We start from the raw sequence: 13,072 nt of genomic DNA, 5'->3' as shown, positions 1-13,072 counted from the left end.
GGTCGTCCATTGCGGCGCCATCGGTTCAAGCCCGATGGACGACGGGGCGGAGCCCCCGCCCGGGTCGCCCCGGGCGCAGCCCCGGGGCGAAATCCCCGCCCACCCTTGACCCGCAGCCCGGTCTCGGTCAGATGAACCCATGGTTCCGCTCGACAAACTTGCTCAGATCACCGCGCGTTTCGAGTTTCTCGAAGCGAAGCTGAACACGGCGCTGCCGCCCGCGGAAATCGCGACGCTCTCGCGCGAATACAGCGACCTGCGCCCGGTCGTCACCGAAATCGCCGCCTATCGCCGATCGCTCGACGATCTGGCCGAGGCCGAGGGCTGGCTTGCCGACCCCGAGATGAAGGCCCTGGCCGAGGAAGAGCTGCCGCGGCTGAAAGCCCGCATCCCGGTGATGGAACAGGCGCTGCGGCTGGCGCTTTTGCCGAAAGACGCGGCCGATGCCCGCCCGGCGATCCTCGAGATCCGTCCCGGAACCGGGGGCGAGGAAGCGGCGCTCTTTGCCCATGACCTGTGGCGGATGTATGAACGGCACGCCGAAAAGATGGGCTGGCGCTTTGAGCGGCTTGAATTCACCGCGACCGAGCTTGGCGGCGTCAAGGAAGCCATGGCCCGGATCGAGGGCGAAGGCGTCTTTGCCCGGCTGAAATACGAATCCGGCGTGCACCGGGTGCAGCGCGTGCCCGAAACCGAGGCCGGCGGGCGCATCCACACCTCGGCCGCGACGGTCGCCGTCCTGCCCGAGGCCGAGGAGGTCGACATCGACATCCCGGCCAACGACATCCGCATCGACACGATGCGGTCTTCGGGCGCGGGCGGGCAGCACGTCAACACCACCGATTCCGCGGTCCGCATCACCCACCTGCCCACCGGCATCATCGTGACCTCGTCCGAGAAAAGCCAGCACCAGAACCGCGCCAATGCGATGGCCGTCCTGCGCGCCCGGCTTTACGAGATCGAACGCGAGCGTCTGGCAACGGAACGCGCCGAGAACCGGCGGTCTCAGGTCGGCTCGGGCGATCGCTCGGAACGCATCCGCACCTACAACTTCCCGCAGGGCCGGATGACCGATCACCGCATCAACCTGACCCTTTACGCCCTGCCGCAGATCCTGGCGGGCGATCTGGGCGAGGTGATCGATGCGCTCGTCGCCCATGATCAGGCGGCCAAACTGGCGGAGATGGACGAATGAAGGCACAGATCGCCCTGATGTTGGGCACGCGCCAGCTGGAAGGCGCGGGGATCCGCGGCGCGGCCACCGACGCCCGCCGCCTGCTCGCCCATGTGATGGAGGTGCCGCCGGAGCGGCTTTACCTGTCGATCCATTCCGAGCTTTCGGAAGACCGCCACAAGCAGTTTCTCAAATGCCTCGCCGCCCGCGAGGCGCGCCAGCCGGTGGCGCAGATCACCGGACATCGCGCATTCTGGAAACACGAATTCCGGGTCACGCGGGCGACGCTCGATCCGCGGCCGGAAACCGAATTGCTGGTCGAAGTGGCGCTTGAAACCGGCTTCGAGCGGGTTCTGGATCTGGGCACCGGCACCGGCTGCATCCTGCTCAGCCTGTTGTCGGAACGCCCCGCGGCCGAGGGCGTCGCCACCGACATTTCCGAAGCCGCGCTGGCCGTGGCGCAGGAAAACGCGGAACGGCTCAGCCTGCATGAACGCGCCCGTTTCGTGCAGGGCGACTGGTTTCACGGCGTCGAGGGACGGTTTGACCTGATCGTCTCGAACCCGCCCTACATCACCGAGGCCGAGATGGCCGAGCTTGCCCCCGATGTGCGCGACTGGGAACCCCACAGCGCGCTGACGCCGGGCGGCGACGGGCTCGGCGCCTATCGCGCCATCGCCTTCGGGGCCTTTGCCCGGCTCAGGCCCGGCGGGCGGATCGCGCTGGAAATCGGCCCGACCCAGGCGGCGGCGGTTTCGGCGATGCTCACGGCGCAGGGCTTCGCCGCGGTGGAGGTCCGGCAGGATCTGGGCCGCCGGGATCGCGTGGTGCTGGCGCATCGGCCCTGAACGGCGGCCCTGAACGGCGGCCCTGAGCCGCGCGAAACGCGGTTTTCCGGCCGCAATCGATAGATTTTCGCGATCTTTTCCCGTGCCGGGCCTGATTCCGTCTTGCACCACTGCCCCCGAAGTGGTTAGTGCAGTCGCGTGAGGGGATGGTTTTCGTCCTCCCCCCGGTCAGCTTCCTTCCAGGGTCGGTTCCGTTTGCAGGCGATGCCTGCTGGGTTCGAGCCCCGGTCAGACGGGCGCCCAACTCCGGTCCGGCCCAGACCTTCCACCCGCAAGGGTCCAACAGACGCAGGCTCATGAGATCCTCCAAGTCCCGTTCGCGCAACAAGTCGAACCGCCAGCGCAGCATCGGCAACATCATCAACCGGGTCTTCGACAGCTCCGGCCCCGAGGGCAAGGTGCGCGGGACGCCGCAGCAGATCATCGAGAAATACCTGGCGCTGGCGCGCGACGCGCAGCTGAGCAACGACCGCGTGGCGGAACAGAACTTCCTGCAACATGCGGAGCATTACACCCGCATGCTGGGCGAGGCGCAGCGCGAACTGGCCCGCGAACAGGAAGAGCGCAACCGCAATTACCAGCAAAACGGCAACCAGAACGGCGGCAACGCGCAGCAGGGCGGCCAAAACAACAACTTCCGCGACCGGCCCGAGCGTGAACCGCGCGAGCCGCAGCCCGAGCCCGTCCGCTTCGAGGAGGCGCCGCAGCCGCGTTACGAAGGCGCGCCGGTGCTGATGCCCGATTTCTTCGCCGCCGCCGAAGACGATGGCCCGGGCCTCGTCGAAACCCCGGAAATGCGCCAGCCCGAACCGCCGCGTCCCGAAAAGCGCAGCCCTGCGCCGCGCCCGGTCGAAGCGTCCGCCGCCGCCCCGGCCGAAGAGACGGCGGCGACCGAAACCGCCCCGGCCCCGGCCAAATCCGAAGGCGCGCCGAAGCCGCGCAGCCGCGCGCCGCGCAAGCCGCGCTCGGACAAGCCCAAGGCCGACCGCGCCGCCGAAGCGCCGCCCGAAGGCTCCGCCGCCGAATGAAAAAACCGCGCCTTCGGGCGCGGTTTTCGTTTCAGCAAGCCGGGTGAGCCAGCCGGGTCAGCCCGCCGCCACCAGCCGGGCAAGATGGCAGAATTGCTCCAGGCTCACCCGCTCCGCCCGCTCGGTCGGCGGGATGCCCGCCTCTTCCAAAAGCGCCTCGATGCGCGGATGCACCCCCTTCAGGCTTGATCGCAGCATCTTGCGGCGCTGGTTGAACCCCGCCGCCACCACCCGCTCCAGCACCGCCGGATCGGCCGGATAGCGCGGCGCGGGCAAGGCGGTCAGATGCACCACCGCCGAATGCACCTTGGGCGCGGGGGTAAAAGCCTCGGGCGGCAGCACCATGACGATCTTCGCCTCGGCCCGCCACTGCGCCAAAAGCGCAAGCCGCCCGTAATGATCGGTGCCGGGCTTCGCCACGATCCGCTCGGCCACCTCTTTTTGAAACATCAGCGTCAGGCTTTGCCAGAACGGCGGCCAGACCGCAGGCGTCAGCCAGCGGATCAGAAGCTCGGTGCCGACGTTATAGGGCAGGTTCGCCGCGATCCGAATGGGCGGCGTCAGATGCGCCAGCACGTCGACCGCCAAAGCATCGCCGTTGATCACCTCGAGCCGCCCGGGGTAATGCGCGCCGATCTCGGCCAGCGCGGGCAGACAGCGGCTGTCCTTCTCGACCGCCAGCACGCGCCGCGCCCCCTCGGCCAGCAGCCCCCGCGTCAGCCCGCCCGGCCCCGGCCCGACCTCCAGCACGTCACAACCACGCAGATCGCCCGCCGCGCGCGCGATCTTCGCAGTCAGATTGAGATCGAGCAGAAAGTTCTGCCCCAAAGCCTTTTTCGCCACCAGCTCATGGGTCGCGATCACCTCGCGCAAGGGCGGCAGCCCGTCGATCGCAGCCAAAGCCCGTCCTTCCCTCTTTATCTTGCCTCAAATATCCCGGGGCCGTTCATTGCGGCGCCATTGGTTCAAGCCCAATGGACGGCGGGGCAGAGCCCCCGGCGCGGGTCACAGCCGCGCCGCCCCCATCTTCGCCGCCATCGTCAAGGCCGCGATCAGGCTTTGCGGACTGGCCTTGCCGGTGCCCGCGATATCATAGGCCGTGCCATGATCGGGCGAGGTCCGCACGAAGGGCAGCCCCAGCGTCACATTCACCCCGCCGTCGAAATCCAGCGTCTTGATCGGGATCAGCGCCTGATCGTGATAGGCGCAGATCGCCGCGTCATAGCGCGCCCGCGCCGCCGGGTGAAACATCGTGTCGGGCGGCAAGGGCCCGGTCACCGCCAGCCCCTCGGCGCGCAGCCCGGCCACGACATCGGCGATCCAGTCGATTTCCTCGCGCCCCATCGCGCCCCCCTCGCCCGCGTGGGGGTTCAACCCCGCCACCGCAAGCCGCGGATTTTCCAGGCCGAAATCGCGCCGCAGCCCCTCGGCCGTCAGCCGCACCACCTCGCGCAGCAGCGCGGGCGTATAGGCGTCGAAGACCTCGCGCAGCGCGATGTGGATCGTCGCGGGCACGACGCGGCAGGGCGGATCGACCCGCTCCGAGGCCAGCATCATCACCACCCGTGCGCCCCCCGCCAGATGGGCCAGATATTCGGTATGGCCCGGAAAGGCGAAACCCGCCCCGTCCTTCAGCACCTTCTTGTTGATCGGCGCCGTGGTCAGCGCCAGACCCGCGCCGCGCGTCACCAGATCGACGCCGCGCGCGATCACGTCGATCACCGCCTGCGCATTCGCCAGATCGGGCTGGCCGGGCACCGCCGCCGCCGGAAACGGATGCGGCAGCACGCACAGCGCCGCCCCCGCATGGGTCATCGCCTGTTCGGGCGTGTCGATTTCGCGGATCGCCGCGCCGCGCGGCAGATGCGCCGGATCGCCCAGAAACACAAAGGGCAGCCGCGCCCCCAGCGCCTGGCTCGCCCGCACCGCCAGTTCCGGCCCGACCCCGGAAGGATCGCCGCAGGTCAGGATCACCGGCCGGTCGAAGACCGCGGCCTCGGGCGCGCGCTGGCTCATTTCCGCACGATCACCGCTTCGGCGCGCAGCTGCGCCAGAAGCCGGTCGGCCAGCGCGCCGACGCGCGCATTGAGCAGCTGATCGCGCGTCGCCGCGCGCGAGGGGCCGGTCTCGCCCACCGTGGCGTCGATCGCCCGGCCGCGGTCGCACAGCATCACCAGAACATCAGTGCCGCCGCGCGGGATCACCTGCATCTCGTTCAGATCGAGCCGCGGCAAAAGCCGGGCGATATCGGCCGGGATCTGCCCGGCCCGCGCCGCCTCGACCCGCTGCAGCCGTTCGGGCGGCAGCTTGCCCGCCACCGAATAAAGATCGTCGCAGCGCTGCGCATCGGCCTCGGCGCGGGCGCGCAGGGCGGCGGCTTCGGGCGAGCCGGTGGCGCCCAGCGCCAGCGTCGCATAGCCCAGGGCCGCGGTCTGCGGCGTCAGCGGCGCCCCCTCGTCCAGACCGCGCAGGAAGAAGACCGACACCGAATTCGGCGTTTCGACCGGCGCCGAGGTCCGGCCCGGCCGCAGCCCCAGCACGGTCTCGCGCACCTCGGGCGGCAGCGCGGTGACAGGCATCCAGTCCAGCCGCCCGCCCTGTCCGGCGCTCTTGGCCGAGGACAGCTCTTTCGCCAGCGCGGCGAATTCCGCCTCGGTCTTCGCCGCGGCGGCCTTGCGCGCCTTGGCCATGGTCTCGGCGTCGCGGCCGGGGAAATTGCGGATCACGATTTCCGAGATCAGCACTTTCGGCGGCTCGGGCTCGGCGCCCTTCGGCACCTCGGCGGCCAGCGCCCGGTCGATTTCGGCATCGGAAATCTGGATCCGGCCGCCGCCATAGGACGCCTTCACCACCTCGCGCCAGGTCACCCCGGAGGTGACGAAATCGCGATAGGTCTGCGCCTCGACCCCGGCCCCGGCCAGCGCCTTGAGGAAATCTTCGGTGCTCAGATTGGCGCGGGCGGCGAATTCCGCCATGCCGCGGGTCACCGCATCGCGCGAGACGGAAACGCCGAGGCTCTGCGCCTTCCAGCCCTGCAGCCGGTCGTCGATCAGCGCGTCCTCGGCCATCTTGCGCACATCGCCCTTGGCGCCGAGCAATTCCATGAACCGGGCGCGCTGCGCGATTTCATAGCCGCTGATCGCCAGGCCGTTGACGGTGATCGCCGGGGCGAAATCGCCCGCCGCCTGCGCCTGCAGCGGCGCGGCGGCGCCCAGCGCCAGCCCGGCCGTCAGAACCCATCCGAGAAGCGAGGGAAAATGCCGCATCATTCGTTCCGTCATCCGTTCGTCGTTTCTTCGTCGTTTCCTTGCGCGGGCCGCGCGCCTCCGGGCCCGGTTTCAGCGCCGACAGACCCGCTCGGTCCGGTTGCCGCCCGATCCGGCGCCAAAGCCCGCAAGCGCGATCGACAGGCCGAAGTCGGTTTCGGGCTCCACACTAGTAGAGGACGTGAACCGGCGCGAGAGGGAAAGATCGACGGTGACGCATTCGTTTGAATATTGCAGGCCAAGCGACGCCTTGGCGGCGCGGTCGGCGACAAGGTCGTAGCGGGTGTCGAAGCTGCTCGACCAGCCGCGGCGCAGCTGCCAGTCGGATTCGAAGAGAAGCTCGGAGGTTTTCGGCGTCGCCTCGGTTTCCAGCATCCACAGATAGCCCGCCGCCACCTGCGCCCGTTCGCCCAGATAGGCCAGCCGCAATTCGTCGCGGTCAAAGTCCAGATCGTCATCGACCAGCGCCCGGTTCGACAGCACCAGCCCGCCCGCCGTGCTCAGATGCGTGGCGATCAGCCAGTCGGAACTGGTGCCCGACAAGCCCGAGCCTTCGGCGAAATCCTCAAGGTCATCCAGCCGGAACACCCGCCCCGCCGTCAGCCCCAGCGACCAGCCCGAGGCATCATGCCGCGCCCAGCTCAGGCCAAGGTTCGCCCGGGTGCCGCGTTCGCGCCGGTCGCCGCCCGGATAGCGGGAAAAGTCGAACAGGTTGCCCTCGTCGAATTCGGTCAGCAGGCTGTCTTCGTCGGGCAACTCCTTCAGGCTCTTGCCGCTCCAGATGATCTGCGCGACGGGCTCGATCACCTGCGCCGCGCGGCCCTCGCTTTTCACCCAGGGCCAGCGCAGCTCGACCCCAAGCGAGGGCAGCGCGCGCAGGCTTTCGCCGGAAAACTCCCGGTCCTGCCGCACCGCCGTCGCGTCGATCGCCAGCTCGCCTTCCAGCGCCGCCAGCACGCCGCCGCCCAGAAGCCAGTTCCGCCGCCAATCCGCCACGCCCGAAAGCCGCGTCATGTCGCGCCCGTTGGCCGGATCATCCGAGGCCCGCCAATGCGCGTGCAGGCTGCCCTCGAAGCTCAGCTCGCCGCCGATCAGCCCGGGCCGCCAGACCCGCGTCCAGGCCGCATCGGCCGAGCGCATCGGCTCGGTCTCGTTGCTTTCGCCCTCGCGCAGGGAATGGGTCTTGCCGATCTTCGCCTGCACCATTTCCGTGGCGCGCACCCGCCCCAGCGTCACCCCCGACCACAGCCGGTCATCCTCGGTGACGTCGTAATTGAGCAGATAGGACGGGTCCGAGACCATCCGCAGCTGCAGCCCGAGCGTGTAATCGGCGGGCAGCGCGAACGTGCCGGTGCCGAAAAGATAGCCGCGGGTCCTGCCCTCGCGGATGGAATCGCGGCTCGCCGCGCCCTCGATCTCGAAACTGCCGCTGCGCAGCGCCTGACGATAGCGCAGCCCCAGCGTGCGGGTGTAATTCGCCGACAGATAGGGCGTCACCGTCAGATCGGCCGAGGGGCCGAAGGTCAGGAAATACGGCACCTTGAGCCCCGGCCCCAGAAGCGAGGTGGTGCGCAGCGTCGGGCGCAGCACGCCCGACATCCGCTCGACCGTGGGATCGGGCATGCGCAGTCGCGGCAACCAGATCAGCGGCACGCCCATGGCGCGGAACTGCGCGCTTTCAAACATCAGCTGCCGGGTTGCGGTGTCATGGGTGATCGTGCGGGCGCGGATTTCCCACAAAGGTTCGGGATCGGTCAGACAGACCTTGCAGGACGAGGCCACGACCTCGCGCAGCACGGTGCGGGTGCCGTCCTGCCGCTCGATCCGGTTCGCCGCCAGCTGCAATTCGCGCGACAGCACCATCCGCGCCCCGCTCAGCACGCCGTTTTGCAGATCGCGGCTCAGCTCGGCGGTATCGGCCAGAATGACCGAGCCGGTCGCCCCCGGCTGCACGAGCCGGATCGGCCCCTCGATCGCCAGCCGGTCGGTGGCCTTGTCATAGGTGATGCGGTCGGCGGTCAGCCGGTGTTCGTGCCAATAGACCTCGACATGGCCCGAGGCGATCAGCCGGTCGGCGCCGGTGACCTCGATCCGGTCAGCGAGCAGCGTCGCGGCATCGGAATAAAGCGGCGCCGCCAGCGCGGGGGCGGGCGCGGCCGGGGTCTGCGGCCAAGCCGGAACGGCAAGCGCCAGCGCCAGAGCCGAGCTCAAGGCCGTGCCCAAAGCCGTGCCAAGCATCCGGGGCCGCAAGCGGCGGTTGCGCATCATCCCTCCTCCTGCTGCAGAACCAGCGTCAGCGCCAGCATCAGGGCGATGGCCGGCGGCGCCCAGGCCGCCAGCGCGGCGGGGATCTGCCCGTTGTCTCCCAGAACCTGCGCGACATTGCGCAGGAAGAATAGCGCAAGTCCGGCCAGAAGCGCCAGCATCACCCGCCCGCCGGTGCCGCCGAACCGCGCCGGGCGCATGGTGAAGCCCGCCGCCACCAGCACCATCGCCGCCAGCATCAGCGGCTGCGCCAGTTCCACCTGCAGCCAGACGATGTGACGGCGCGCGGAAAAGCCCGCCGCCTCCAGCGCGCGGATGAAGCCCGGCAATTCCCAGATCGGCATCGCCGAGGGGGCGCCGAAACTGTCGGCGATGCTTTCGGCGGTCAGCGTCGAGGGCAGCGAGATCGTCTGCGCCCGCGTCGCGTCGCGTTCGGGGTTGGTCGAGCGGCCCAGCGGCCAGTCCTTCGCCTCGGACAGCACCCAGGCGCCCGGCGTCAGCCAGGCCGAAGCGGCGTCGATCCGGCGCACCGGCCCGGCCTTGGCGTCGAACAGAAGGAAGGTGACCTGATAAAGCGCGGTGGCATCGGCATTGCCGCGCATCGCATGGATCACCGCCTGCCCGCCATCGGCCGTGCCTTGCCGCATCCACAGCCCCTCGCGGCCGATCGAGACGGTCTGGCGGCCCTCGGCGCGCAGCTGGCCCTCGATTTCCTCGGCGCGCTGGCTGGTGGCCGAGACGATCGGATTGCCGACCGCGACCAGCACGACGCCGATCAGCAAAGCCACCGTCACCGGCGCCATCAGCATCCGCAAGGCCGAGCGCCCGGCGGCGCGGATCACCACCAGTTCCGAAGACCGCGCGAGGCCCAGAAAGGCGACCACGCCCGACAGCATGACGACCAGCGGAAAGATCGTGTAAAGCGTCGAGGGCACCGAGAGCGCCGCCAGATGCGCCGCATCCGAGAGCGCGCCGCGGGCGGGGTCGAGACGGCGGATCTGCTCGACCATCTCGATCAGGAACAAAACCCCCCAGAACGCCCCGGCGACGATCAGGAAGGCCTGGCCGAAGCGGCGCGCGATATAAAGCGACAACGTCATGCCCGGCCCTCCGCCGCGGCCAGGGGCGGCGACCTGCGTTGCCGCCCGGCCCAGAACAGCGCCAGCGCGACAAGGATCAGCCCGGCCAGCGCGGGCATGTAATGCAGCGCCCAAAGCTGCGGATCGGCGCGGGTCATCGAGGTGGCGACATTCGACAGCGATTGCAGCCCGATCAGTGCCAGCACCGCCAGCCCGATCTGCCGCCACAGCCCCAGCCGCGAAAACCCGCCCAGCATCATCGCCGCCGCCGCGATCAGCGCCGCCACCGGCGCCATCAGCGGTTGCGCCAGCCGGTCGTTCAGCTCCAGATGCGCCGCCGCCACCGTCGATCCGGTCGCCGCCAGCAGCTCCGGCCCCGGCGCGATCAGATCGCGGCTGGGCACTTCCTCCCAGTCGATGCGGCCGCGCAGGCCGGTCCCGATCGCGCCGCCCAGATCATAGGTGAAATCGGCAAACCGCGTCAGCGCCAGCGCCCCGTCGGAAGGCCGCAGCGTCTGCGCCGTGCCGTCGAACATCACCAGCTTCGGCCCCGCGTCCGAGGGCACGATCAGCGCCTTTTCGGCGGTGTAGATCGTCTCGGCGGTCTGGCCGCGGGCATCGTAAAGAAAGATGTCCAGAAGCTCGCCCAGATCGGAAATCTCGCGGATATAGACGGTGATGCCCGCGGTGGGGGTCTGGAAACTGCCCTCGGTCAGAAAGCGCGCAGTGACATCTTGCGACACCTGCGCCTGACGCTCGGCCAGCCGCGCGCGCGAGGCGGGCACAAGTTCATGCACCAGGGCCAGCATCAGCGCCGCGACGATCAGCCCGAAGACGGCGACCGGCCGCGCCAGCCGCCACGGGCTTGCCCCCGCCGCCTGCATCACCACCAGTTCGGATTCGCCCGAAAGCCGGTTGATCGCGTAAAGCACCGCCGCGAAAGCCGCCACCGGCAGCACCAGCGAAATCACCTTGGGCAGGGTCAGCGCGGTGAATTCCAGCACCACCCAGGCGGTCTGGCCGTCGCCGATCAGCTTGTCGAACAAAAGCACCGCCCGGTTCACCCAATAGACCGAGACCAGAACCAGCGCGAAGAATCCGAATATCGCCATCAGCTGGGACAGGAGATATCGGTCCAGGCGTTTCAAAGTCGGATCTCTCCCGCGGGGTTTGCCCTTCTCTAGCGCGGGAACCGGGCCGGGAAAAGCCCGAAGACCCGGGGGAGCGCAGCTTCCCGCCCATCACCGGCGCGGCTATACAATCGCGGTGGCGCCGCTTAGGCTTGGTCCAAAGCAACCAGCCGCAGGGACAGCCATGATCCACCCCGTCGCCCTTCGTTTCACCGCCTCCGATGCCGAGGCCCTTGCCCCCCGCGAGGGCCGTCTGGCGCTGATCGTGCAGCCCGAGGGCAAGCTGGGCCTGATGGGGCGCAAGCTCGACCGGCTGACGCGGGGCGCGGTGACGCGGGCGCTGGCCTCGGAGGGCTGGGACAAGCTGGCGGTCGGTGATTCGCTCGACCTCGGCTTTCCGGGCGGTCTGGCCTGCGAGACGCTGGCCTTGGTGAAGCTCTCCCGCCGCGCCAGCGTGGCCGAGGCCCGCAAGGCGGGGGCGACCATCGCCAAGGGTCTGACCGACAAGGGCGCGCTGGTGATCGCCGAGGCGCATCCGCGCGCCGCCGACATTTCCTTTGGCCTGGCGCTGCGGGCCTACCGCTTCGATTACCTGAGCGAGCCGAAGAAACCCTTCGGCCCGGTCGAGATGATGGTCGCCGCGCCCGAGACCGTCGCCGCCGAGGCCGCGCCCCATGCCGCGCTGGCCGAGGGGGTGTTTTTCACCCGCGATCTGGTGAACGAACCGGCCAACATCCTGACCACCGACGATTTCGCCGCCCGGCTGGCGGCGATGCACGAACTGGGCCTCGAGGTCGAGATCCTCGACGAGGACGCGCTGGAGAAACTCGGTTTCCGCGCGCTTCTGGCCGTCGGTCAGGGCTCGGCCAGCCCGTCGAAGGTGGTGGTGATGCGCTGGCAGGGCGGAGAGGCAGATGCGGCGCCCTTGGCGCTGGTCGGCAAGGGCGTCTGCTTCGACAGCGGCGGCATCTCGATCAAGCCCGCGGCGGGCATGGAAGAAATGACGATGGACATGGGCGGGGCCGCGGTCGTCGCGGGCGTCATGCGGACGCTGGCGCTGCGCAAGGCCCGCGCCAATGTCGTGGGTCTGGTCGGTCTGGTCGAGAACATGCCCGACGGGCGGGCGCAGCGGCCGGGCGATATCGTCAAAAGCCTGAAAGGCGACACGATCGAGGTGGTCAACACCGATGCCGAGGGGCGGATGGTTCTGGCCGATGTGCTTTGGTATGCGCAGGAGCGTTTCGCCCCCGCCGCGGTGATCGATCTGGCGACGCTGACCGGCGCGATCATCGTGGCGCTGGGCCATGACCATGCGGGCATTTTCAGCAATGACGACAAGCTTTCGGGCGATCTGTTGAGCGCCGCGAAATCCGAGGGCGAAGGCGCCTGGCCGATGCCGCTGACGCCTGCCCATGATCCGCTGATCAAGTCGCGACTGGCCGATATCAAGAACTCTGGCGGGCGCTGGGGCGGCGCGATCACTGCGGCGGCCTTCCTCAAGCGCTTCATCAAGCCCGATGTGCCGTGGTGCCACATCGACATCGCGGGCGTCGCCCTGCCGCCGGGCGAGGCCGCGCTGGCGCCCAAGGGCGCGACCGGCTGGGGGGTGATGACGCTCGACCGGCTGATCCGCACCCGGTTCGAGGCCTGAGGCCCATGCCCGCGCTCTTCTATCACGTCACCCAGTCGCCGGTCGAAGGGGTGGTCGAAACGCTGCTCACCCGCGCGCTGGCGCAGGGATGGCGGGTGGAACTGCGCGGGGTGTCCCCCGAGCGGATGGACTGGCTGGACCAGAAACTCTGGCTTGGCCCCGAGGAAGAGTTCCTGCCGCACGGGCTGGCGGGCGGGCCGCATGATGCGCTGCAGCCGGTGCTTCTGACCACGACCCCGCGCCCCGAGGGGCGGCAGGCGGTGATGACCCTTGACGGCGCCGAGGTCACGCCCGCCGAGGTGGCGGCGGCCGAACGGGTCTGGATCCTGTTTGATGGTCGCGACGAGGTGGCCGTCGCCCGCGCCCGCGATCAGTGGAAGGCGCTGACCGGGGCGGGCACCGCCGCGCAATATTGGAGCGAGGAAAGCGGCCGCTGGCAGAAGAAGGCCGAAAAGTAACCCCCTGCCCCGCCCGCAAAACCCGTTTTTCGCTTGCAGCTTTGGCGCGGGGCTTTATGGTCCTTTCCCACCTCGGGGTGCTCTGTCAGGGGCTGAGATGCGTCACCGCAAACCCGTCGAACCTGAACCGGTTAAGACCGGCGGAGGGAAGGTATCCGGGCACTCTCCCGGCC

General features: G+C 69.3%; 11 protein-coding genes and 1 riboswitch. Of the genes, 5 read left to right on the top strand and 6 right to left on the bottom strand.

Annotated features, from left to right (window positions below; translation table 11 throughout):
- The first annotated feature begins 139 nt into the window (after positions 1–139).
- From prfA to FBT96_RS00775, 3 genes are all read left to right on the top strand, one after another.
- Positions 140–1,195 carry a peptide chain release factor 1 gene (prfA, locus tag FBT96_RS00785; protein ID WP_136904501.1) on the top strand — a complete coding sequence of 352 codons (1,056 nt, stop codon included), beginning with the start codon at positions 140–142 and terminating at the stop codon, positions 1,193–1,195.
- Entirely contained in the window at positions 1,192–2,022 is an 831-nt protein-coding gene (gene prmC, locus FBT96_RS00780; RefSeq protein WP_136904500.1) for a peptide chain release factor N(5)-glutamine methyltransferase, read from the top strand. Before prfA ends, prmC begins: the two co-directional genes overlap by 4 nt.
- Before the next feature lie 296 nt (positions 2,023–2,318).
- Positions 2,319–3,050: a DUF4167 domain-containing protein gene (locus FBT96_RS00775; RefSeq protein WP_136904499.1), complete on the top strand. Its 732-nt coding sequence runs from the start codon at positions 2,319–2,321 to the stop codon at positions 3,048–3,050.
- Positions 3,051–3,107: 57 nt separating this feature from the next.
- Here FBT96_RS00775 and rsmA read toward each other — a convergent pair whose 3' ends face one another.
- From rsmA to lptF, 6 genes are all read right to left on the bottom strand, one after another.
- The gene (gene rsmA / locus FBT96_RS00770) at positions 3,108–3,950 is read right to left on the bottom strand and encodes a 16S rRNA (adenine(1518)-N(6)/adenine(1519)-N(6))-dimethyltransferase RsmA (protein ID WP_136904498.1); all 843 of its coding nucleotides are present in this window, start codon (positions 3,948–3,950) and stop codon (positions 3,108–3,110) included.
- A gap of 105 nt (positions 3,951–4,055) precedes the next feature.
- Entirely contained in the window at positions 4,056–5,066 is a 1,011-nt protein-coding gene (pdxA, locus tag FBT96_RS00765) for a 4-hydroxythreonine-4-phosphate dehydrogenase PdxA (protein ID WP_136904497.1), read from the bottom strand.
- A complete protein-coding gene (locus tag FBT96_RS00760) occupies positions 5,063–6,331 on the bottom strand; it encodes a peptidylprolyl isomerase (RefSeq protein ID WP_136904496.1) in 1,269 nt (422 codons plus the stop codon). The genes pdxA and FBT96_RS00760 overlap by 4 nt, the downstream gene beginning before the upstream one ends.
- 57 nt (positions 6,332–6,388) lie before the next feature.
- A complete protein-coding gene (locus tag FBT96_RS00755) occupies positions 6,389–8,581 on the bottom strand; it encodes an LPS-assembly protein LptD (protein ID WP_169583104.1) in 2,193 nt (730 codons plus the stop codon).
- Entirely contained in the window at positions 8,581–9,681 is a 1,101-nt protein-coding gene (gene lptG, locus FBT96_RS00750; protein ID WP_136904494.1) for an LPS export ABC transporter permease LptG, read from the bottom strand. The genes FBT96_RS00755 and lptG overlap by 1 nt, the downstream gene beginning before the upstream one ends.
- Complete coding sequence (gene lptF / locus FBT96_RS00745) at positions 9,678–10,808, bottom strand: LPS export ABC transporter permease LptF (protein WP_136904493.1); 1,131 nt, start codon at positions 10,806–10,808, stop codon at positions 9,678–9,680. Before lptF ends, lptG begins: the two co-directional genes overlap by 4 nt.
- A gap of 166 nt (positions 10,809–10,974) precedes the next feature.
- Here lptF and FBT96_RS00740 point away from each other — a divergent pair, with 166 nt between their 5' ends.
- Together FBT96_RS00740 and FBT96_RS00735 are read left to right on the top strand one after the other, a co-directional pair.
- Positions 10,975–12,441 (top strand): leucyl aminopeptidase, encoded by a 1,467-nt coding sequence (locus tag FBT96_RS00740; RefSeq protein ID WP_136904492.1) that lies wholly within the window; start codon positions 10,975–10,977, stop codon positions 12,439–12,441.
- A 5-nt stretch (positions 12,442–12,446) separates the two neighbouring features.
- Positions 12,447–12,899: a DNA polymerase III subunit chi gene (locus tag FBT96_RS00735; protein ID WP_136904491.1), complete on the top strand. Its 453-nt coding sequence runs from the start codon at positions 12,447–12,449 to the stop codon at positions 12,897–12,899.
- Between the two features lie 63 nt (positions 12,900–12,962).
- Positions 12,963–13,065, top strand: a riboswitch (TPP riboswitch).
- Positions 13,066–13,072 lie beyond the last annotated feature (7 nt).

Source organism: Rhodobacter capsulatus (assembly GCF_005144475.1).
GTDB classification, from domain to species: Bacteria; Pseudomonadota; Alphaproteobacteria; order Rhodobacterales; family Rhodobacteraceae; genus Rhodobacter; species Rhodobacter capsulatus_C.
Note: the sequence above shows the minus strand (reverse complement) of the source record. Positions and strands in the feature narration are given on the sequence as shown.

Excerpts from the sequence above, each read along its gene's own strand:
- prfA (WP_136904501.1), top strand. The coding sequence starts at position 140 with ATGGTTCCGCTCGACAAACTTGCTCAGATCACCGCGCGTTTCGAGTTT.
- prmC (WP_136904500.1), top strand. The coding sequence starts at position 1,192 with ATGAAGGCACAGATCGCCCTGATGTTGGGCACGCGCCAGCTGGAAGGC.
- FBT96_RS00775 (WP_136904499.1), top strand. The coding sequence starts at position 2,319 with ATGAGATCCTCCAAGTCCCGTTCGCGCAACAAGTCGAACCGCCAGCGC.
- pdxA (WP_136904497.1), bottom strand. The coding sequence starts at position 5,066 with ATGAGCCAGCGCGCGCCCGAGGCCGCGGTCTTCGACCGGCCGGTGATC.
- FBT96_RS00760 (WP_136904496.1), bottom strand. The coding sequence starts at position 6,331 with ATGACGGAACGAATGATGCGGCATTTTCCCTCGCTTCTCGGATGGGTT.
- FBT96_RS00755 (WP_169583104.1), bottom strand. The coding sequence starts at position 8,581 with ATGCGCAACCGCCGCTTGCGGCCCCGGATGCTTGGCACGGCTTTGGGC.
- lptG (WP_136904494.1), bottom strand. The coding sequence starts at position 9,681 with ATGACGTTGTCGCTTTATATCGCGCGCCGCTTCGGCCAGGCCTTCCTG.
- FBT96_RS00740 (WP_136904492.1), top strand. The coding sequence starts at position 10,975 with ATGATCCACCCCGTCGCCCTTCGTTTCACCGCCTCCGATGCCGAGGCC.
- FBT96_RS00735 (WP_136904491.1), top strand. The coding sequence starts at position 12,447 with ATGCCCGCGCTCTTCTATCACGTCACCCAGTCGCCGGTCGAAGGGGTG.